Source organism: Pseudomonas sp. 86_A (genome assembly GCF_017491705.1).
GTDB classification, from domain to species: Bacteria; Pseudomonadota; Gammaproteobacteria; order Pseudomonadales; family Pseudomonadaceae; genus Aquipseudomonas; species Aquipseudomonas koreensis.
Map to the genome: position 1 here is coordinate 134473 of NZ_JAFGYS010000015.1, position 22491 is coordinate 156963.

Here is a 22491-nt window from a genome sequence, read left to right on the forward strand (position 1 = left end):
CCCACAAAAAAGCCCCGCTTTTGAGGGCGGGGCTCTTTTCTAAAGAAGCTACAAGTTAGATAACTTGTACTTCTTCAGCTTGCATGCCTTTCTGACCGCGGGTAGCGATGAAAGAAACCTGTTGGCCTTCTTTCAGGCTTTTGAAGCCGTCGGATTGGATAGCTTTGAAGTGAACGAACAGGTCGTCACCGGATTGTGGAGTGATGAAGCCGAAGCCTTTTTCATCGTTGAACCACTTAACGGTACCGGTTTGGCGATTAGACATGGTGTAACTCCTTGAACAAAGATAACTGCGACTCAGGAAGAACCCTGGCCGAGACTGAGTGCAAAGAGCAGGAAAAATTCTTGTAGATGGTTGGATCGAAATTCAACATATCGTGTAGAGATTCTCAGTGACACAAGCAACACAGTGGCGCCACCTTAACCCTTTTTCCGGAACGTGCCAATGTTTCTTGCGAAGGTTTCTCTGATTTAGGGATCGGCGGTGTGACAGTTCGTCGCCACAGCCCGTATTTCCGGCGTGTTCGGCGAGAATTGCAGCGCGCACTTTGAACCCGGCGGCGCGCCCGGTAAGATGCCGGACAGATTTTTTCCACCTCGCTATTCAGGACACCCGCCATGAGCATCAAATCGGACAAGTGGATTCGCCGCATGGCGCAGGAACACGGCATGATCGAGCCTTTCGTCGAGCGCCAGGTGCGCGGCAGCGACGACAGCCGTGTGATCTCCTACGGTGTGTCGAGCTACGGCTACGACGTGCGTTGCACCAACCACTTCAAGGTGTTCACCAACATCAATTCGGCGATCGTCGATCCGAAAAACTTCGACGCCGGCAGCTTTGTCGATATCCACAGCGATGTCTGCATCATTCCGCCAAACTCCTTCGCCCTGGCCAGCACCGTCGAATACTTCCGTATTCCGCGCAATGTCCTGACCATCTGCCTGGGTAAAAGCACCTACGCGCGTTGCGGCATCATCGTCAACGTCACCCCGCTCGAGCCAGAGTGGGAAGGCCACGTGACCCTGGAATTCTCCAACACCACCAACCTGCCGGCGAAAATCTACGCCAACGAAGGCGTGGCGCAGATGCTGTTCCTCGAATCCGACGAGCAATGCGAAGTTTCCTACAAGGACCGTGGCGGTAAATATCAGGGCCAGCGTGGCGTGACTCTGCCGCGTACCTGATCCATCCGGCAGTTCTCGGGAATTCTTTGGCGGGCAGACACTCTATGGGGTGTACTGCCCGTTTTTGCTTCTGGCAAAGCGGGCCTTCGCCGAGGAGGGTTCCATGAAGATCGATCCGCATATCACTGCCGAGCTGGCAAGGCTTGAGCCCAACCAGGTTGGCGTATTGGCCTGGTCGCTGCTGGCACACCCGTCCATTCACATGGCCGGCGGCATACCCGGCCAGCCTGATCCCGATACCCCCAACGAACAACCGACCGAGCCAGGCGAGCCGACGCTGCCGGACGAACCGCCACCGGCGCCTGTTGCCTGAACCGCTCTAAATACTGAAGGCCCGGCCAGCCGCCATGGCGCAGCTGGGCGGGCCTTCGGCTGTCAGGTCACCGGCAAGGGCGGATTGATAGCGCCGAGTGCCAGAGACAGCTTGCGTAACCGCAGCAAGGGCATGGGTTGGTTTGTCACATCCGACATCAACGACAAGTCGAACCACAGGGTGCCTCCGTCACCATTGGGTGGCTGCAGTGTGAACCAGTCCTGAATCGCGGAACTCCATACGCCGACCATCTGCGTCAGGGCTTGCACCGTGCAGGTCATGGGCGCCTGCATGGCGATCGGTAATGTCACAGTGATACCGCTGACATTCGGGTTCAGGTCGTAGGCGTAAGTGGCCTCCATTTGCACCGTAATACTCGGCTGGGTGCTGCTCGCCAGTAACGTGTCGAACAAGGCTTGCAGATGCTCGGTCAAGGAGCGGGTGTAGACCGTGCCAGGGGGGGCCGTGCCCATTTTTTCGATCGCCAGTGTTTGAGACGAATCCACCAGCGGGAACAGTGGATTGCTGAAGGCCACTTCGGGTGTCTGATAGACAAACGGACTGGCCGATGGCCGGTGCGCAATCAGCTCCTGATTGCGTTTGAGGAACACCTGGGTGGTGGCGCTTTGACGTTGAAGAATGTGCGCGCCCGGCAAGTTCACCGTACGATCGCCAATCAATTGACCCACCTGAGCGGCGAGGTACAGCGCCGGGAAATTGCGGTTGCGATACACATAACTCAGGCGACCGCTGTCAGTAACCGGCAGCAGTTGCGGGGTGTATTGATCCGGTGCCACATCCACCCAAGGGATGCCGAGGCCGGGAGGTACAGTACCCACCAGACTGACGCACAAAACGCCCTGGTTGCCGAGGTATTCGATGTGATCCTCTTCTATATGGAACGAGAAGGTCAGTTGATCCTGATCGTCGTGGGAGGCAGTGCGAGCCATCAGGTGCAGGCCCCCGTTGCCTTGGGCGTTGGTGACTACATCTGTCAGCAGGGCGATGGCCGATTCCAGCGCCACGGTGGCGTTCTTGATCGCCGGAGCATCCTTGACCCGATTCGTGGTCGCATCGATGCCGGCCAGATAGAGCTCCAGATCCTGATAAACCGCCGGATAAACCGTGATGCATTGTGCCAGCGGTGCGAAGGCGTCGGTAAAGGCTCTGGGCATGCCTTGCCTGGCGCGATTGAACGTGACGCTGCCGTAGACCCGATCCTGCGGGTAGTGGCATGGCAGGCTGTAGGTGAAGGCGTATGTCCATCGCACCAGTTGATCCAGATCGGTGGCCTCGCTATGGGCGATGCCCTGTTGCTGAATCAGGGTCGGCGTCGTCGGAAACGTGCGCAGGATCAGCGGTACGCTGACCGCCCCCAGATCCGCATTCAGCGGCGCCGCTTGCGCTGGCAAGACCGGGCGTAACCAGCTGGAGGCGTTGTAGCCTTCGATTCCGGGCAGGCTGCCGATCTGGTGTTCGATGTCCGAAGCCTGATAGCGCAGGTCAAGATCGACGGATTTGACGATTTCACCTTCGCTGCCGCGCACCAGGTCTGGCGCGCTAACCAGAAACACCAGCGGATTCTCGTCACCGTTGGCCAGTTGCAGTTTGGGCGATGACAGACTGATCCCGCTCGGTTGCAACAGCGGTGGGTTGAGTGTCAGTTCCAGGCTGTACGGAGGCTTGAGCGCAAAACCTTGTGCATCGGTGAGTGCCTTGCTCACTTGCACCTGCATCCCGGCCTCGACCCCTTGCGCCAGGGTCAGACTGACTTGAGTACCGTCCGCTGACAGCTGCGCCGCCAGAACCTGCGGCCCGTTTGGCAGGTTGTACCACTTTACGTCTCCCGCTTCGCTGGACATGCGCAGGTTGAAGTACAGCGTTACCTTGGCAGGATCGCCCATATTGATGACGGCGGTGGTGAACAGCGGGTTGCTGAGTACCGCGCCGAACAATTGCGGAGCAGGTGTCGAAACGCTGGCGTTGACCCGGGCTTTGTAGCCGATCGAAGCCCGCACGGAATAGGCATTGCTCAACTGTCCCAACAGTTGTTGATAGAAGGCTTCCTGAGCAGCGCCGGGGTCGGCGTTTTCGTCTTCGAAAACCGGCACCATCCACATCCTGGCAATGGCTGCGAAGGCTTTTTTCACTTTGAGCAGGCGATCAAGGTAATCGCTCTGGTTGAACTGGCCGAGAATCTCCATGGCCGCCGTGAACGAGGGGGTCAGGGTGTCATCGACCTGGCGAAATAGCAGACGTCCCCAGGCATCCAGGTCGATGTCGATAAAGTCCAGGGTACGACTGACTTGCGGCGAGATGCCCGTGCCGGTGGTGTAGTTGTGGATTGGAATCTCTTTGCGCGATTCCAGCGAGTTGGCAATCGGGCGTGGTGCGAAGATCGCCGGTTTGCCGCTGCCTGCTGTATCGATGGCGTAAGCCATGGGTTGAGTCGGGGCCAGACCGATTCGCAGCACCCAAAGCGTGCGCGTGCTCTGGTTGTTGGCGTACCGGTCGCCGCCAGTGGCCACGCTGAACTGCACGCCGGGGACTTGTAGCGCGGCGGTCAAATTCCGGGCGAAGGTATCGAGTACCAGGGTGTTGTTGCTCGACACCGCACTCTGGTCCGGCGCCAGGCGGGTACTGACGTGACGGATTTCGACGTTTGTCGCCAGATCCTCCAGCACCGTGCCTCCTGTCCGCGACAGGCACAGGCAGGCCTCGAGGTTGAATATTTGCGCCGGGTTGAGACTGTTCAGCGGCAGGGCCACGCTCAACGCCAGACTGGCTGCAGGCGCTGGTGCGGTATGACCGAATTTCGCGCGGTCGGCGAGCAGATTCAGAATGCTGCGACTGCCGAACAGCCAGTCCTTTAACCCGCTGATCTGATCGGCTGGCACCGGCAGTCGGGCGCTGTTGCCGCCGGCGTCCGGTTGCAGCAATGAGGTTTGCAGTTCCCAGCGAATACCATTGGGGTCGTTGAGCTGCAGTTGCAATTGACTGAAGACGCGCAACGCGCGCACGGCGCTCTGCTGCACGGTGGAGGTGCGCGACGACGGCTGATCGGGGAAGCTGAAACCGGCCTGTCCGGACACTGCCTTCTGGTCCTGGGTCAGCAGGTTATTGATGGACAGGTTGTAGGGTGAGTCCTGATCCAGGGGATCGACGGTGAGCATCACCGTGCACTGGTCGGCGGCCAGCGTTGCGCTCAGCACCGGCTGTCCGTCGAGACGATAGTTGGCGATGTCTTCGGCGGTGGCGCGCAGCAAGGTGTCGGTGAACTGCACTGCAATGCTGGTCGAGCTTGTTGCGATAGCCTGCAACACGCCTTGGAACTGGCTCAGATCAAAGCCCAGGTTCACCTGCAGCGATGCCTGGTCTGATGTTGCCGGCAGCAACTGCCAGCGGCTCGACACTGAAGGCCACTGGCCGAGTCCGATCAGTGCGTCGCTGTACCCGACCAGCAGTGGCGGATAGTTCAGCGGTCCGGCATGGTCGATGTCCGGGTCCGATAGCCCGGTCAGCAACACGTTACCGTAAAGGTCCTGCCAGTTGAATTCGATCTGCAAAATCTCGCCGATGCCGTTGTAGGGTGAATCGCTGCTGCGGTTCTTTGCAAAGCCTGCGAACGGCACAGCCTGCTGGTAGTTCCAGTCCTTGTCACCGGGAGCCAGGGTGCGTGCGAAGGCAATCTTGTCACGGTTCTGCGGATTGTCCTGAGACGACGTCGGGCCCGCCGGCAAACCCAGATGGCTGGCGTTAAAGCCCTGATTGGCGGCCACCCGATAATTGAGCAGGTTGTAGACATTGAGCAGTAACGCCCTGGCGTAGTCGGCATCGCTACCATTGACGGGTTTGAGCGGAACCACAGGCGGCACCGCGCGCAACGCCGACAAGGTGACCACGCCCGGCGCGCCCGTGGCATTGCGCAGGGTCGGACCGCCCGGGATGCTCAGCGTCTGTCCCTGAAACAATCCTGGTACATTGAGGTTCTGACCCGCCAGGGCAATGACACTCTGGCCGAAGGTGCTGGCGATGACATTGAGAGTGGCGTTGCGGGTTGCGCTGACACTGACCGACAGGGTCGGCAGCCGGATCGCTTGCGGGTAGTTGAGCGGATCCTTGAGCAGATTGCCATTGGCCGCTTGCAGGGCGGTGACGCTGCAACCGAACTGGCCGGCGACGTCAGCCACTGTTTGCGGAGTGCCCGGGGCGATTCGGCAAACGCCTTCGCCAACGGTCAGGATCACGCCGTCGGCAAGCGTCATATCGGCGTTGGCGCTGGCCAGTTCCCCGGCATCCGAGAAGTACCGGTACGCGATACTGGCCAGAGTGTCCTGCGCATTTGCAAGATACGTGTCGGTCGGTGAACGGGCGGGGTCAGCCTCGACGAACAGGGCGCTATTGCTCGCATCGAACGCGTCGCCGGTGACCAGGCTGTTCATGTAATTGCCGATGCGGTTTTGCAAGGTAGCCGATGTCGGCTTGTTGTAGATCAGGATCAGGCTGAGGGTGGCTTCGCCGCGGTCGTTGAACAAGCGATCCGGCAGGCCGCCACCCTGGCGAGCATCGAAGTAATACAGGAAGAAACCGCCGGAGCGGGTGATGCTCGCCTCCCAGAGCAAACGCACAAACTCGCTGGGCGGATTGAGCAGGCCCAGGCCGTTATCCTGCTTCAACAGGGCATTCACGGCCCGTGAGGCGCTGGCGGGAGGGCGTGTTTCGGTTGACAGGTTGACCTGCGCGATGCCCAGCGTGATACCCGCAGGATCCGCTGTTTCGACCCCTTTGGCGATGGGGCCGCTCTGGTCCGGCACATAGCCGATCGACAGGCTGGCAAAGACACCGTCGTTGCCGCCAATCGCTGTCAGCAACCGCTCCAGCAGTTGGATGTCGAGACCATCGGCACCGACGATCTCGTAGGTGCTGGCGCTGGCAGGACTGTTGGCGAGCGCTGGAACCCTTTTCACCGCGAAGCTCAGATTCGAAGCCCAGCCATAGGCGTTGACCGGTTGAGTGCGCGTTGCTCCTGTGGCTTCGTCGTACTGCGCCAGATTGACCGACATTCGCGGATCAATGGCGCGGCTCAACGGATCCGGCAGGGCGCACAAGGCGTCAGGCAGGCGCCACAGGCGCGTTGCGGACACGCCGGATGACGGCGTGCCGTAAGGCAGCTGGACGGCAGTCGCCGCCTGCCAGGTGGTTGGCGAGGAACACGCGTATGTCGCCGGTTTGCTCTCAGCCATGCTGGCTGCGCCCAGATGTTCGAGCGCAATGTCCAGACCCGTGGTGGCGTAGAGGGCGAGGCTGGAGATCCGGTTGGCGTCGTCGCTGCCGGCGGTAATGCTGAGAGTCAGGCTGTCGGTTGGTGCCTTGCTGGCGTCCTGAAACTTGAGCCACGGCACGGTTGCCGAGGTGTTCAGTGACAGCGTGAATGGCGCGCCTGCGCTGATCGTCGGCAGCGCAAATTGCTGGCCGGTGAGAGCGAACAATCCGGCCATTTCCGGCAACTCCAGACCGTTGGCGCCGTTGCGTACCCACATCCCGGGTTTCATCGGCACGATGTTGTCAGTCTGGAGGCGCAGGCCATGCAGGTAATAACGCGAGGCCATGCCGCAAAGGTGTTGCAGTGCATGACTGCGTTGGGCCTCGTTGATCAGTTCGCCAAGGGTGAAGGCCGGGAGATGGGCGATGTCCAGAGTCGGGCAGGCGGTGCCGCCACTGTCCGCGGTCGCGAACAGATCGCTGATGCTGCCGTTCGCCGTTGCCTGTGCGAGGGTCGTCACTGTGGTGCCGTAGAATTGCGCGAGGGCGGCGAGCGTCTGGCCCGAGTTGACTGGTACGCGCATGGCAGGCAATTGCACAATGGCGACCGGCAGGAACAGATCCTGGCGGGCAAGCACATCGGAGCTGTCGATGAATTGGCCGATGCTGACGTTTTTCAGACGGTTGGCCAGATCGCCGAGCGTGTCGCGCGGTTGCACCACCAGTGCCGGCTGACCGCTGAAAGTGATGCTCGCGCCCGGTCGCAGAATGGCCTGTGCGCTGTTGACCAGCGCAAGCGTACGGGCATCGAAACGGCCCTGGTACTGAGTGCGGTTGGCGATGCTGGTAAAGCTGTCGCCGATCTGGCTCTGGCAGGTGACCGCATTGATGCGCAGCGTTGCACCGTCACGCAGCAGTCCAGACAACTGCAGCAAGTTGCTCTGATTGAGCAAATCGGCCAGCAGCACGGAAAAGTGCCGTGCGATGTCCAGCAGACTGTCGCCCGCCAATACGGCGTAATCCGTTTGTTGCGGGTAGCTGATCCGTTGGCCGGCGTTGAGCAGAGTGCTGGCATCGGCGTTGACCGCAGCGAGGGCGAACGGCGTCAGCTCCAGCGTCTGGGCGAGCTGGGCAAAACTGTTGCCGGTTGTCTGGGCATCGACTACCACGGAGGGTCCGACCGTCACCGAATTGCCTGGCGTCAGCGGATGTTCGGCGTTGTCGGCGAACAGTGCACGGCGTTCATACAGATCATGACCGATACCGATGTTCTGGTTGACCCAGCGAACCATTTCGTCAGCGGTCTGGCCGGGTGTGATCGGCAGCTTGAAGTCACGCAGCGCCTCACGCACGGCTTGAACCGTTTGCCGGGCCAATAGCAGCGCGTAATCGGCAAAGATCCACTGCGCCATGGAAAGTGTCTGGCCATTGACCCTGGCCTTGAAGGAGCCGCCGGAGGGGCCTTCCTGCTGTACCTTGATTGCCAGTTCGTCGAAGTAGCTGCGCAGGCCGGCAAGCGCGGCACTGCTGACCTGGTTGTAATCGGCAAAGCGATAATCGCTGCCGGGGTAGTGTTCGCCGTAGGCCGGTATGGTCAGGTGTGCGCCACCTGGCATCGGGAAGAATGTGCCATCGGTTTCGCCTTGTGTTGCGGGTGGCAAACCGACGGTAAATTCGAACTGTCCCTCCAGAAAACGGGCGAAATCCTCGGCATCGATGGGGGTCGGTTGGCTCGCGTCACTGGCCAGCACGCGATCGGCGAGGTCGGCCAGCAGGTCGTCACTTACCGGGGTGGCATCGAGAGTAGCAGAGTCCACCGGATGGCCACACACCGATGCAACGGTCCAGCGCAGGACCATTTTTGCCAACATTTCAAACGGACTGTCGGCCTGGACGCCGGCGGCCTTCAGTGCGGCCGAACTGCGGTCGACATTCGCCGCCGCCACAGAGTCGATGAACAGCATGGCGACATAGCAGGGCAACTGTTGCCCGGATCCCCATTCATCTCGGGCCATGGTCAGGCCGACCGAGGCATAACCGCTCAACATCCCTTTGCTGGCGGCAGGTTGCAGGTTTCCCCACAGTGGTTTCACCTGCGTTCCGGACACGGCCCGCAAGGCCCGCAGACGGCGCTGCGAGGCGCGCGCGCGCAGGTAACGCGTGGTCTCGTTGGGCAGGGTCCATGGGGCTTTGCCACGATTGTCGATGGTGAAGCTCTCTTTGATCCGCATCGAGAAGCTGAACGAGATCTTGATCGAGAACAGCCCCAGATCGATTTTTACGCTGACCGATACATCAACCGATGCCAGCACCGTCATGGCGATGGACACATAGGACTCGTATGTCAGCTCCAGCATCAGGCGAATTTCAACGTTGACGTTGGCCTTGATGATGGCGAAGTCGATGGTGCCGAAGAGTTTGCCGATGATGCCGACGGTGCCGCGCAACCAGAAATAATAGGCACCCTGAATCTGCTTGTCGTTGCTGTCCGGGCCAGTCAACTGGTAGGGGTTGAACTTGGCGATGACCCCTTCCAGGATGCCCACGGCCGTCAGACTGAAGCCAGCGCTCAGAATCCCGTAGCGGATCGACTTGCCGAATCCGACCTGCAAACCGAAACCGAACACCAGCACCGGGTTAAAAGTGCCGTTGGTGATCGTCGGCACCCGGTTAGTAGTGGCGCTGGACAGTTTGCCAAAATAGAAACCCGCCGAACCCAGCACGGGAATCCCGGGATAGATGATCGCTTCGATGGAAAAGGAACGGGTGAAATCGGCGTTCCACGGGAATCCGATGTCTACCTGGAAGTCGCCGTTGGTGTAGACGGCGATGGCGAACACCGGCAGGGTAATCGAGTAGGCGCCGACGCTGATGAAACGCATCACGTCCGGCAGGGTGATTTCTGCCTGGTAGACGCCGACGGTGTCACTGATCTGCCGATACATGATCTGGAAGTCCAGGCCTTTGAAGATTTTCGCCGGTTCGCCTTCCAGAGCGATGCGCAAGCCGTAGATGCGCGGGTCGTTGAAGATCACTTGCAGAGTCACGGCGTAGCCACTGGATTTGGCGACGCTGCGCCCGCCGGTTTGCTCTTCGAGCAGTTCCAGCACGCCTTCGGCGATGTCTTGCGCGGTCTCGTTGAACCCGCGTTCAAGGGTGATTTTCTTGCTGTCGTCGCCCAGTTTGAGCACCCCGAACTCCATGCCCACCAACCAGTCGCTGGAGGCATCGAAGGCGATCTGCGGGATTTTCCCGACTTCGGTGTCCGGCAGACTGCTCATGACGGCGATGGCTTGTTGTACGGTCTGCGCGCTGGCGAACCCCGGCGCGGTGACGTGCTGCCCCAGCGCCAGCAGGCGCAGGTCGAAGTACTTGTTGCCGTTACCCGACGGCGCGGGTGCCGTGCCGGGTTTGCTGGCGTCCCAGGGACCGAGCGTGCTGCTGTCGCCCAAGGCCTTGTCGCCGACATTCCAGGGAAACGAGCCGTTGAGCGTGACCATCACACCACGGTCAGGGCCGGTCGACTGGTAGCCGATGTCGATCCCGTCAATACGGGCGAAGCCCAGGTCGATGGGGCCGATCTTGACGTTGAACGTCACCTTGTTACGGGACTTGTCTTTGCTGTTGAAGATGTACTTGAGGCCAACGTTGCTCAGGTTGATCGAGTCGAGCACATTCCATGGCGCGTCCAGAGTGAAGGCCGTGCCGGTCATCCAGGTAATCATGATTTCGATGACCGAACCCAGCGTGACGTTCTCGGTGAACTGGAGCAACGCCACGCGATCACCGGTGAGCTTGTCGGGACTGCTGACCGAGCCTTGCAGAATGCCCCAGGTAATCCCGTAGGTGTTGACCTTGGGGTCGTAGTTGAACCACACCTTGATGTTGATACCTTGCCAGTTCCAGTCGGTTTCCAGTCGGCCATAGTGGCCGGGAGCGTCTTCGCTCAAGTGCCGCACCGCCGTGCCACCGACTACGCGCAACGAGCCTTTGACCGCCGGTGGCGCAGCGCGATAGCCGCCCTTGAAGCTGGCTGAAACCGACAGCTCGGGAATGAACGGCACTGTCCACGGCGCAGCGGTTTGTGCACTGAACGACCAGGCACTGCCAGTGGTGTTGACGCTCAGGGCCAGTCCCTTGATCTGCAGATTGGCCTGGGTGTTCCAGCCCAGGTAGTGATTGAGCACATCACCCAGCGCCAGCACCTCGGATGTCTGCTTGCCTTCGAATAGCCAACCCTTGCCTTTGCCTTGATAGGCCGCGCTCAACGCGAGGGCGAAGTTGGCGGTGTCCGGCAGGATCACCACCGCGCCGGACAGGCTGACGGCAAAGCTGTTCTTGCCGCCGGCCACGTGAAACCCCATACCGGTGATGGTGAACAGCGTGCTACCGGCAATCGAGATCGGCCAGGTGGACGTGATCGCGGTGGTGACGCTGTAACGACCGGTGGGCGGCAATACTTGCAGGGAAAACTCGCTGACCTGCGCAGCCAGATCGATATCGGCGCCGAACAGTTTGACCAGGTCACTGAGGTCGATCCTGCCGCTCGCCAGCCGGCCGCTGACCTGGAAGTCCGGGTATTGGGCGTTGATGACAACCGTACCCTTTCCGATGCTGAATGCGCCCACCGCGTTCATCAGCACGCTGCGGTTTTTCAAGTCGGCGGGGCTCAGTACGGTGACCGTCAACGTCGGAGTGACACTGATCGCCGGCGAACTGACAAGCGTCCAGGGTGCGTTGGTGCTCATGGTGAAGCTGCTGCTGGTCAGCGATCTGGCGCCGGCATCGAACGCAAGCTGGCTTTGTTTGAGGCCGACACCGGCTAACGCATTGAGCGGGGCTGGCAACACCTGGACCAGATTGACCCCGCCGGCCATCTGGAAGAACGTCGCGATGCCTGGATAGGGTTTGGAGAAGTCTCCAGTGATTCGCCACAGGTTGTTGTAGACCGGATATCCGACGCTGATGGTCATGCCGGTACCGATGATTTTCGCGCGCATTGCGCCTTGAACCGGAATTTCTGCTTCAGTCACGCGCATGTCGAAACCGGGTTCTTCAAAGCCCAGCCACTGCGCTCCGTCCAGAGCCCAGTTAGCGTTGGCGCGGCAGCTCAGATCCGAGACGACCATACCGTTGGCCATCGAGAATGACAGTTGCAGGTCGAATCCCAGCTTGAAGGCGTCGGTCGTGGCGTTGCTTAGCACGACTCGAGTGACCTGATTGTTGCCGCCTGTTTCGCTGACGATATCGGCTTTGGCAATCTTCAGGTTGAAGCTCGAACCGGTGATCGAACCGTAATATCTGGCCAGCTTCGAGTTGGGCAGCGCCTTGATCAGATCGAGTTGGTCTGCACTCCAGGCCGTGGTCAATTGCTGGTAAATCGTCGCCAGTGGATCCGTCGCTGCATTGGCTTTGAGCAACAGCAGCGAAGGGTCGATGCGAGCGCTGATGACCCCGTGAATATAGGTGCAGCCGAGCAGGAATTTGTCGTGGATGTCTTGCTGGTAGAAGTCTCTGAGGCTATTGAAGTAATCGCACAGAGCGGTGGTCCCGCTGGCGACACTCTTGAGCATTGTGCCCAACGCAGCGGCATTGTCGGCAAATGTGCTGATGGGCAACTGTTCGGTATTGATAATTTCGCCAAGGCTTACCGTGACGTTTTTCGCAATCGTCGCGCATTGGCGGGAAATGACGCTATGGTTCTGCTCGGCAAACTCCAGCGACGGATAGTTGAACGGGGTGATGGTGTCGCGCGGGATTTGCAAGTAGGCGCGGCCTTGGCTGATCACCAGGCTGGAGGTTCCCTGACCTTCGAACACACAGGGCAATTGGGCCTGGCTGAAAAACGCGTTGTACACGGCACTGGGGACGGATCCCATGAGTATCAGCAGAATCTTTTTGTCGGCCAGGCCAGCAATGGTTTGTGCCAGAGCGGGTGCATGGGTCGAGTCGGGAATGAATATGAAGTCGTCGGCGTATGAGGTGTCCGGCCACCGGTCGTATACGGCGGTCACCAGCAGATCGATACGCGTATTCAGCGCAACGTCACCTTCGGTGTTGTAGTCGCCGCGCAAAAAATCGCGCAGGGCGTCGCGTCCTGCACGGAACGCTGTCAGCGTCGCTACAAGACCGTTGATGTCACGATGGAACACCGGCATCACGATCGGCTGCGGGAACTGCGGCCAGCTATGTAACTGGCGTTGCGCTGTCAGAATGTTGAGCAGGATTTCTCCTGATTTGAATTGCGGATGGTGCAGGCCGTAAACCGGTTGGGTCCTGATCGTCGGCCGCAGAGCCAGCGCATCGAACAGGACGTGGGCGGCGGCAGTGCGGTCCGCCAGCGTCTGGTCGTAGGTCTGGGTGGTTTCATACCAGAGCCATGTGGCATTGGGGACGGTTTGAACTCTTTGGGGGTCGAAGTAGTAAGCGAGCTGATTGAAGATATCGTTCTGCTCACCGATGTCGATCAGATGTTCATCGGCAGGGATCCGGTCGTTGATTTCGATCCGGTTGACTTCGTAGTGCTCCTCGCCATCGCCACCGTCTTCGATATCTGCGGTATAACGCCAGGCAAACGGCTGCAGACGCAGGAAATAATCAGTGTTGAGCGCGTTGGCCAGGTTATGGGTTTCGGGCATTTCATCTTCATCGTCGGCTCCACCGGTGATGCCGAAAGCCAAAGGCGCGAGATCGAGATCGTCGGCGTACTGGACAAAGCGGATGTCGTTGCAGGTGCCGTATCCGATCACGGCGTTATTGATATCGTCAGGATTCAGGCCCGTCAGCATGGTCGCCAGTTTGCGCGGCGTGCTGACTCCATCATCGCTGGCCCGGTACACCACGGTGACGCGGCCGGCATAGCCACTGACATCGATCAGGCGCTTGAGCACGTGCACACTGCTGGCCTGGTGGCCGAAGTTCGGCGTGCCGTCGACGTAAACGCGGATCTCCAGGAGCGTCAGCAGGTAAGCCTTGAAGAGCCTGATGCCTTCCTCGGTGAAATGCGTATTGACGGTATCGCCCGCCATCAGGGTGTCGAGCAGATCCTTGAACTTCATGAGGCTTCTCCCTGTTCAATTGGATTGACGTGGCTGCTTGCCAGTCAGGTCGCGGGGTTCCGGGCTGTCCTGCATATCGCCTGGCAACAGCGTCGTCGAATGAACCAACGCCTTGTCGGCGTCCTTGCGGTACATCGCATACCACCCCAACCCGGACGGCTTGCCGTCGCTCTGCGGGTTGCCGAACAGGTAGAACAGAGTCGAGCCGCCCGGTGGAATCTTCAGCAGGCCAAAGAACTTCAGGGCGATGTCGGTCAGTTGCAGCAAAAAGGAATGGCGGTCTGCATCGAAGCCCAGGCGGATCTGGCCGATGGACAGTTTGAGCACGCTTTGCAGGCTGATCAGCCGGGCTCCGCCGCCGGTGCCGGGCAGTTGGATACCGATGCTGGCCTTGAAACGGTCATCGCCGATGCTGTCGCTGGACCAGGCTACCAACAGGGTCGAAGTCAGGCCGACATTGCCGGCCAGTGCACCGGGTGTGCCCATGTTTACCTGCAGTTGCAGACCGTACCAGTTGCCGCCGTCGACGCCGCCGAATGGCGCATCGGGAATCACCGGCAGATAACCGGCCTGGCCCGGAGTGTGTTGCTCGTCGCCGCTGACCAGACCCTGCAATTGCAGCGCGAAGTTGCTGAACAGACTGTCTGCTCGCGGCGTGCTGTTGGTCAGGTCAAAGCGGATGTCCTTACTGACGAAAGTCAGTGTGCGGGCTTCCTTGGCATTGCCGGGGAAGTCCAGCAGCAGCCCCAGGTTATTGAAACTCAAACCTTGCCGCAGATTATCGTTGCCGGCCGGACTGCCGAACGAGAACACATCGAACACTTTAGTCGTGGCTGGGGCCTCGCCGTCGGCGGGCAGGGTGAAAGTCACGGCCTTGAAGTCGATGAAGCCTTGCAAGCCGATCCACGAACTGATTTGCCCGGCGGTGGCATTGCGAGTGGTCATTTGCGCGTTGGTGATCTCGATTTTATTGATCACGTTGCTGTTCAGATAAAACGTGCTGTCGTCCTGACTGCTCAAACTGTAGACAGGCTGGCCGTTGTTGTTCTGATAGGTGCCGCTGAGAACGATGGCATTGTAGGGGTTGCCGCCGTTGCCCATCCGGCTCACGGGCGTGCCGAACAGGCGATTGAGGGTGATCTGCGAATAACTCTCGAAGTTTTTTATTGCCGTGTTGGCAAACAGCACTTTGAGGGTCAGCACCCGGAAGTCGTAGTCGGCGCCTGCAGGAGGGGGCAGTGGCTGTACAGGCTCGCCAGCGGCGGGGGCGACGAAATCGGGATCAACGTAATGGATCAGGCCGAACATGGAACTGGAGCTTTGCAGGGCAATTTGCGTGGCCTGCGGATCGTTCTGCACCTGACTGATCTCAATGCCGAAGTGGTGGGCGACAAAGTTCTCCGGTGTGGTCATGCCCGCCGCCATGCCCGCCAGATCCTTGGGCAGTTGGGTGTCCACACGCAGGATCAGAATGCCGGTCCAGTTCGGATCTCGGGCAATACGATTGAAGTGCTCGAAGTATTCGCCATCGGTGTCGGCCGCTGCCTGTTCGAAGTAGCGTTGCAGCCAGAACGACAGGGTGACCAGCTCCATCACATCCGGCGGTCCCGGAGGTTGCCCGACACTGCCCGGGGGCACATCGCTGGGGGCTGCAAATACATTGCCCTGGGTCCATTGGTCGGGGGAACTGAGCAGGCTGGCAGCGCGTGTCGCGTCGCTGCTCGGGTCAAACAGTGCACCCTGGCGACCCTTGATGATCATGACATTGCGGTAGTCGTCGTAACCGTTGCGTCCGACATCGGCCTGCAGGTTCCAGGACTCGATGTTCATGCTGTTGCCGAAGGCCGAACCACCCAGTTGCGTGCTGTTGGCAATAACCATGAATTGCTGTGGTGTCTGAAAGGCTTGTTGGAGCAGAGGCGTCGGATTGAGAAAGGCCATCTCCATCGCCGGTTGCGCGAAGTTTTTTCCCAGCAGGATTTTGCTCCAGCGGCCATCGCTTTCGATGGTGGCGAGCAGCCCCATGGGGGTGGTCATGACCTGTTGGCCAGTGGGGGCGAGTGCGGTCATTGCACGATTGACCGCGACTTTTGGTTCACCGCCCAGCCGTTCGCTGCGCAGCGGCCCCAATACTTGCTGTTCGAAAGCGATGATTTGCGCCGAAGAATAATTCTCGATGCCGTCTCCACTGCTGACCCCTGCGTAAGGTGCCAGGGGAAAAGCTGCCGTGCTTTGCGCCAGGGTGATGCCCGGTTCCATCGCTCCGAACAGTTGTGGGTAGCGATGGTGGGTTATGGCATCGCGGCCATAGAGTGTTGCGCCTTTGGGCTGACAGACATAGTCGCCGCCGGGTTGATCCTGTTCCGTCAGCAGCCTCACCCACGAGGTTCCAAGCGACGCGCTCAGCAGTGGCGCGTCAGGATCCAGAGGCGGGCCCACGGGGGAAGCTTTGGCAAATGGAAACCGTTCGGCGAAGGCGCACTGATTTTGCAGGAAGCGCAGACGATCGGCGGGGTTGCCTTGGGATCCGGGACGGAACACCAGATATTCAGTACCGAGGAAACCGCACATCAATGACTGGGTCGCCGCCTGCGGTGCATCGGGAACGCTGAGTGCGAAGTCACCCACCGGCGCGAGCTGGAACGCATTGTGGCCGAGGCTGTCAGGCTGGCTGCCGAGCATGAAGACCAGTCGCGCCGTGTCAGCGCCGTTCTTCAGCGGGTGCAGGAAAACGGCCTGGCCAGACGGCGTGCTGTAGTTGGAAACGAGGACGGTCTCGCTGCGTCCCGGGTTCAACGTGACGCCGTTGAAGTACAGTGCGGTGCGGTCGTCGGCGTATTGATTGAGCGGGTCACTGGGGTCAATCGTTGCGTCAAAACCAATCTGATCGGTTGCACTGGGCAGGTTGCCGCTGGCCAGTGGCAGCCACAGTGCAGTTGCCGCAGTGTCGCTGTCTGCAGGTGGCGCGATGGCGAACTGCAGGCCCCAACTGAAGATGTCGTGCAACGCCTGGCGCTGGATGTAATACCAGAATCCGATGACACCGCGGGTTGTACCGGTGCAGGGGATGGTTGCCTCTTCGGCGGGGGCGGCGAGCGCGGGGTCAAGATTGGAAAAACGGATGCGGGCCGCGCTCAGTTTCAGAGAGACCGCATCATCGGACAATGCCACTTGCGCGCCGTTATCGACAGTCAGGCTGAAGGACGACAGCAGCGGCGCATCCAGTGCGTTGGTGACAAACTTCCCGCCGGGATCAAGCCCTAGCAGTGCGGTACCAGTGTCCGTGACGCTGAGCGGATCGCGAAGCCAGACAATCCCTCGAGACGGGCCGGCACGGCGCACCACACCCAGCACATCTTCGACAAATGTCGCAGCGTTCTGCGCGGTGAGGCCAGGGTTGCCGGCAGAGAAAACGAATGTGGCGCAAAGTTGAATGTTGTTCAGTGCATCAGCCAATTCGATGCCGGTCAGTGGAGTGGGAGCGGGAAGCACAAGGAACAGATAGTCCTTGCCGCTGACCGCCGTAAACAGCTGTTGATTGAACAAAGGGCTGAAGAACGCCATGGCATTCGTCTCCACAGAACCCGAAGTGAAGAGAGGGCCATAAACGGCCCTCTCTGATTGGCTGTCAGACGCTGAAAGTCAGGGTCGCGGCCATTGCAGTCAGACCAAGATTCCCCGGGTTGCTGGAGTAACCGCTGGTGTAGAGGGCGACTGTGTAGGTCGAGCCTCGACCGATGTTCAGGTTGTTGATGAACGCTACGCCGCTGTTGGTATTGACCGTAACGGCATTGAGATACGTCGGCGGGAGGCTATAAGACGCCACATTGCCTTCCCAGACGCCGATCCAGGCACCGTTGGATTGAGGGGTTTCGCCGTTGGGAAGGATGAAATTTATCGACAGTGAGGTGGTGCCGATGTTGGCAACGCTCAGCGAACTGAGCACATTGACGTTGGGTCCCTGGCCTGTCTGTGGAATGAAAACGGTAGAGCACGCATTGCCCTGAGCTTGCCCGGAAGTCAGTGCAGGGCCGACGCAGTAGGCGACGATGTAGCTATTGTTGGTGATTTGCAGCCCTGGAATGTTGAGTGTCCCGGATTGAGTGTTGGACTTGACCGGGTAGGTTGCCAGGGGGGTCTGATTGAACGGGATCTGTGCCTGGTTCTGCCAGATAGCGATGTAGTTGCCATAGCTGCTTGGTTGGTTGCCGGGCAGTGTGTCGTAGTTCACGTTGATGTTATGGGCATCAAGCACTTGCGCGGTTACCTGGGTTTGGATAAGCGTTGGCGCGGCGGCCTGAAGTTCCTTGGGATTTGCACTCATGACTTGCCTCCTGCAATGGCGCCTTGCGGACGCCGGTTATCGGAAAGGGAAGTCCCTCTCCGGATCTCCTTGACCGGACGTGCGCTCTGGAAGAAGCACGTCCGTGATGTCTATTCGGCCACGGTAAAGGTCAGCATCGCCGCGGCGGTGCGCTGCTCCGGATGACCGGGCTGGCCGGTGAAGTAGGCGAGGGTGTAGGTGCCGTTCACGGCCAGGTCCAGACCGTTGAACGCCACGGTGCCTTCGGTGGCGTCATCGGGAATATCCAGTTTTGCCAGCGGCGCGGTGGGGTTATAGGGCGACATATAGCCGCGCCATAATCCGACCCAGTTGCCATAGGTGTGCGGTAGATATCCGTTGAGCGTCTGGTAGTTCACCGACAGGGTGTTGGTGGTGACGTTGCTGATAGCAATCTGAATGTAATGGGGCGCCGGTTCCGGGCCGCTGGCGCTGATCAAGGCACTGGCGGCAATGTTCGAGACATTGGGACCGGTGCCGTAGCCGAGCACGTAACTCAGGCGTCCGATGGAAACTCCGGAAAGCACCACGGTGCCGGATTCACTGTTCTGGGGAATGGTGATGCGCGCCAGCGGCTCGGCTTGCCAGGGGATGACGCTGGATGCCCAGATTGCCACGAAATTTTCGTTGCTCAGTGGGCGATTCGCCGGGAGTGAGTCATAGCGCACCGTTACCGTTTCGGAGGTGAAATGCACCACGTTCAGCTGAGTCACCAGCAGTACGGGGGATCCGAGGGAAATAGACAGCAGACGACCGGCCATAAGCCTGTGAACTCCTTTCACGACTTGCCACCTTTGAGAGACTCAAATAGATCCGGCTTACGCTATGCAAACGCACGTTATGACCACCGCTGGCGGTGTTTTACGTGGTTTTTGGAGATCACCAATGACGGCCCGCTATTGGTGTGATTCAGACGCTGCTCTGTCGAATGTCACTACAACATAGTGCAGGGCCAAGTGATGTCAAGATGACAGTGTTACCGTTCGGCGGGCGGCTGCCGGTTGCCCGGGGTTGGGCTCATCCTGAGGGCCTGAAGCGTGCTCAATCCACCGGCCATACCTGCTGATCACCGATGACAAAAATCCTGCAGTCGGCATCTTTTTCCACCGGATAACCGCCGGTGAATGCGCCGAAGGCAGGTAACAGACTCAGACGACCACCCAGCCGGAAACACGCCAGGCGCAAACTTTGCCGCCCCCGTCCATTGAGCCGATAGACCGGATGCACGTGCCCCGCCAGCACGTGGCGTTCGGGGTGTGGATCAGGTTCGTGTTGCAAGGCGAATGGCCCGAGCAGCAGCGGCTCGGGGACCACGCGGATGTTCAGCGATGCCGGTGGGTCGCCAGCGCGCTTGTCGTGGTTGCCGCGAATCAACGTCATCGGCAGATTCGCGTGACGTGCACGCCATTCAGCCAAGGCATTCAGTGTGCCCACCGCGTGCGAACCGGGGCCGTGGAGGAAGTCGCCGAGGAAAATCAGCTGCCGGCAAGGCAGCTTCGCCAGCAGACGGTCGAGCACCGCGATGTTCGCCGCCGTGGTGCCCAGCGGCACTGGCTGACCGAGGCTGCGATAGGCCGCGGCCTTGCCGAAGTGCACGTCGGCAATCAGAAGGGCCTCTTGCGCCGGCCAGTACAGGGCTTTTTCCGGCAGCAACCAGAGTTCTTCGCCCGCCAGACGCACTGGATAGCCGCTGCTCATCAGGCGTTACCCTTGTCGGCGGATTTCTCCAGGTCGCCGACCATCCGTCTGATGCGATCGGCGAGCTTTTCCGAGCTCATGCTTTCACGCATGCGCTCCACCAGCAGCGGAAAGCCCAGCGGCGTAGGGCGTTTGATCAGGTGCAGGTCCAGTTTCATCCCGTTGATCCCTTCCAGTGTCTGTTCCAGACGACGAATATCCAGCTCTTCGCGCAGGACTTCTTCCCCGGCCTGGGCCAGCAGCAGGTTGTCGGCGTCGTATTGCTTGAAGACTTCAAAGAACAACCCGCTGGAGGCCTGCACCTGACGCGTGCTTTTCGGCGCGCCAGGGTAGCCGGCGAACACCAGCCCGGCGATCCGCGCAATTTCACGGAAGCGCCGCAGCGCCAGTTCTCCGGCATTGAGGCTGGCCAGTACATCGTCCAGCAGATGCAGCGGGCTGAGCAGCGCGGCATCGAGTTGCTCAGACCAGTCGACCGGCGTGGCGCTGAGCAATTCCAGGCCGTAATCGTTCACCGCGATCGAGAACGTCAGTGGCTGGCGCTGGCTCACCCGCCATGCCAACAGGCTGGCGAGACCCAGATGCACCTGGCGTCCGGCAAACGGGTAGAGGAACAGGTGCCAGCCCTCGCGGGACTTCAATACTTCTGCCAGCAGGTTATGGGTGGTGGGCAGCCCCGACCAGCGCGCCTGGGTTTGCAGCAACGGTTGCAGCGCGTGCATTTCCGGTCCGGCAAATTCCCCCTGCGCAGCAGCACTGAAGCGGCTGACCACCGCGGCAGCCAGCTCGTTGGAGAGCGGCATGCGTCCGCCATTCCAGCGCGGCACGGCGGCTTTTTTCGCCGTGCTGCGTTTGACGTAAGCGGTCATGTTTTCCACCCGCACCAACTCCAGCAGACGCCCGGCAAACAGAAAGCCGTCGCCCGGTTTCAGCCGCGCAATAAAGCCTTCTTCGACGCTGCCCAGTTGCTTGCCGCCGCCTCCCTTGCTCCAAAACTTCAGATTGATGCTCGCGTCGCTGACGATGGTGCCGATGCTCATGCGATGCCGGCGGGCGAGGCGTGCATCGGGTACGCGCCACACGCCGTGTTCGTCCGGCTCGACCCGGCGGTAATCCGGATAAGCCGTCAGAGAAAGCCCACCGTGGCGTACGAATGCCAGTGCCCAGGCCCAATCCGCCGGCGTCAGGTCGCGATAGGCCCAGGCGCCACGGACCTCTTCGTACAGCTCCTCGGGAATAAACCCACCGCCCAAGGCCATGCTGACCAAATGTTGTACCAACACATCCAGTGGTTGGTGCGGCGACAGACGCGGTTCGATGCGCCGCTGCTCCACGGCATCGCGTGCGGCGACGGCTTCGATCAGCTCCAGGCTGTGGGTCGGCACCAGCGTCACCCGTGAGGTGCGGCCCGGCGCGTGACCGGAGCGTCCGGCCCGCTGCATCAGCCGCGCCACGCCTTTGGCCGAGCCGATCTGCAGCACCCGCTCCACCGGCAAGAAGTCCACGCCCAGATCCAGACTCGAGGTGCAGACCACCGCTTTCAGCTGGCCGTTTTTCAACGCTTGCTCGACCCAGTCGCGGGTGTCACGGGACAGTGAGCTGTGGTGCAGCGCGATCAGCCCGGCCCAGTCTGGCCGTGCTTCGAGCAACGCCTGATACCAGATTTCCGACTGCGCGCGGGTGTTGGTGAACACCAGGCTGCTGGCGCAGGCGTCCAGTTCAGCGATCACTTGCGGCAGCATCTTCAGGCCGATGTGCCCGGCCCAGGGAAATCGCTCGATGGCGGGTGGGATCAAGGTGTCGACCTGCAGCGTTTTGTCGCTTTGGCCTTGCACCGTCACGCCGCCGCCCTGTGGGATCAGTACCTGTTCGGCGTGGGATTGATTACCGAGTGTCGCGGAAACGCCCCACACGATCAGCTCGGGCTGCCAGTGGCGCAAGCGTGCCAGCGCCAGTTGCAGTTGCACGCCGCGCTTGTTGCCGAGCAGTTCGTGCCATTCATCGACGACGATCATGCGCAGGCTCGATAGCGCGGTTTTGGCATCGGCGCGGGCGAGCAGCAGGGTCAGGCTTTCCGGGGTGGTGATCAGTGTGGTTGGCAGGCGCCGGCCTTGACGGGCGCGTTCGGCGCTACTGGTGTCGCCGGTGCGCAGGCCGATGCTCCACGGAATCTGCAAGTCGCTGAGCGGCGCTTGCAGGGCTCGGGCGGTATCGGCGGCGAGGGCGCGCATCGGCGTGATCCACAACACGGTCAGTGGTTCGGCCGGGGCTTTGCGTTTTTGGGGGGCTGTGGCGGGTGGCTTCGTGCGGGCGAAGCGGTTGAGTGCCGCGAACCACACGGCGTAGGTTTTACCGGCGCCGGTGCTGGCGTGGAGCAACCCCGACTCACCGCGTTTGACGGCGGCCCACACCTGCTTTTGAAAGGCGAACGGCTTCCAGCCGCGTGCGCTGAACCAGGTTTTTGCGAGGTCGGGAAGTTTCGCCATGCCGGCTGCGCGCGCTCTGGAAGTGTTCTTCCAGTGACCACACCGACGTACGAAAGGTTTAAAAACACCGCAATCTCAATGTAGGAGCTGCCGCAGGCTGCGATCTTTGATTTCAAAGGCAACATCAAAAGATCGCGGCCTGCGGCA

The 22491-nt window shown here is 60.4% G+C and carries 9 protein-coding genes; 2 read left to right on the forward strand and 7 right to left on the reverse strand.

Features of this window, described 5'->3' with window-relative positions; genetic code table 11:
• Positions 1-55: 55 nt before the first annotated feature.
• Positions 56-265 carry a cold-shock protein gene (locus J5M57_RS22750; protein ID WP_002554837.1) on the reverse strand — a complete coding sequence of 70 codons (210 nt, stop codon included), beginning with the start codon at positions 263-265 and terminating at the stop codon, positions 56-58.
• Between the two features lie 353 nt (positions 266-618).
• Between J5M57_RS22750 and dcd the strand changes: the two genes are divergently transcribed.
• Positions 619-1185 (forward strand): dCTP deaminase, encoded by a 567-nt coding sequence (dcd, locus tag J5M57_RS22755; RefSeq protein ID WP_003222308.1) that lies wholly within the window; start codon positions 619-621, stop codon positions 1183-1185.
• A gap of 103 nt (positions 1186-1288) precedes the next feature.
• Positions 1289-1498, forward strand: a complete 210-nt coding sequence (locus tag J5M57_RS22760; protein WP_064586289.1) for a hypothetical protein — start codon at positions 1289-1291, stop codon at positions 1496-1498.
• 62 nt (positions 1499-1560) lie between these two features.
• Here J5M57_RS22760 and J5M57_RS22765 read toward each other — a convergent pair whose 3' ends face one another.
• From J5M57_RS22765 to J5M57_RS22790, 6 genes are all read right to left on the reverse strand, one after another.
• The gene (locus J5M57_RS22765) at positions 1561-13818 is read right to left on the reverse strand and encodes a hypothetical protein (protein ID WP_207847158.1); all 12258 of its coding nucleotides are present in this window, start codon (positions 13816-13818) and stop codon (positions 1561-1563) included.
• A 15-nt stretch (positions 13819-13833) separates the two neighbouring features.
• The gene (locus J5M57_RS22770; protein ID WP_207847155.1) at positions 13834-17382 is read right to left on the reverse strand and encodes a hypothetical protein; all 3549 of its coding nucleotides are present in this window, start codon (positions 17380-17382) and stop codon (positions 13834-13836) included.
• A gap of 64 nt (positions 17383-17446) precedes the next feature.
• Positions 17447-18142, reverse strand: coding sequence for a hypothetical protein (locus J5M57_RS22775; RefSeq protein ID WP_169841155.1), 696 nt, complete (start codon positions 18140-18142; stop codon positions 17447-17449).
• Positions 18143-18252: 110 nt separating this feature from the next.
• A complete protein-coding gene (locus J5M57_RS22780) occupies positions 18253-18921 on the reverse strand; it encodes a hypothetical protein (RefSeq protein ID WP_169841154.1) in 669 nt (222 codons plus the stop codon).
• A gap of 280 nt (positions 18922-19201) precedes the next feature.
• Positions 19202-19858: a ligase-associated DNA damage response endonuclease PdeM gene (gene pdeM, locus J5M57_RS22785; protein ID WP_207847153.1), complete on the reverse strand. Its 657-nt coding sequence runs from the start codon at positions 19856-19858 to the stop codon at positions 19202-19204.
• Complete coding sequence (locus J5M57_RS22790) at positions 19858-22344, reverse strand: ligase-associated DNA damage response DEXH box helicase (RefSeq protein WP_207847138.1); 2487 nt, start codon at positions 22342-22344, stop codon at positions 19858-19860. The genes pdeM and J5M57_RS22790 overlap by 1 nt, the downstream gene beginning before the upstream one ends.
• Positions 22345-22491 lie beyond the last annotated feature (147 nt).

Bases quoted from the DNA above. Each gene is read 5' to 3' on its own strand.
- J5M57_RS22770 (WP_207847155.1), bottom strand. From the start codon at position 17,382: ATGGCGTTCTTCAGCCCTTTGTTCAATCAACAGCTGTTTACGGCGGTC.
- J5M57_RS22775 (WP_169841155.1), bottom strand. From the start codon at position 18,142: ATGAGTGCAAATCCCAAGGAACTTCAGGCCGCCGCGCCAACGCTTATC.
- J5M57_RS22790 (WP_207847138.1), bottom strand. From the start codon at position 22,344: ATGGCGAAACTTCCCGACCTCGCAAAAACCTGGTTCAGCGCACGCGGC.
- J5M57_RS22760 (WP_064586289.1), top strand. From the start codon at position 1,289: ATGAAGATCGATCCGCATATCACTGCCGAGCTGGCAAGGCTTGAGCCC.
- dcd (WP_003222308.1), top strand. From the start codon at position 619: ATGAGCATCAAATCGGACAAGTGGATTCGCCGCATGGCGCAGGAACAC.
- pdeM (WP_207847153.1), bottom strand. From the start codon at position 19,858: ATGAGCAGCGGCTATCCAGTGCGTCTGGCGGGCGAAGAACTCTGGTTG.
- J5M57_RS22780 (WP_169841154.1), bottom strand. From the start codon at position 18,921: ATGGCCGGTCGTCTGCTGTCTATTTCCCTCGGATCCCCCGTACTGCTG.
- J5M57_RS22750 (WP_002554837.1), bottom strand. From the start codon at position 265: ATGTCTAATCGCCAAACCGGTACCGTTAAGTGGTTCAACGATGAAAAA.
- J5M57_RS22765 (WP_207847158.1), bottom strand. From the start codon at position 13,818: ATGAAGTTCAAGGATCTGCTCGACACCCTGATGGCGGGCGATACCGTC.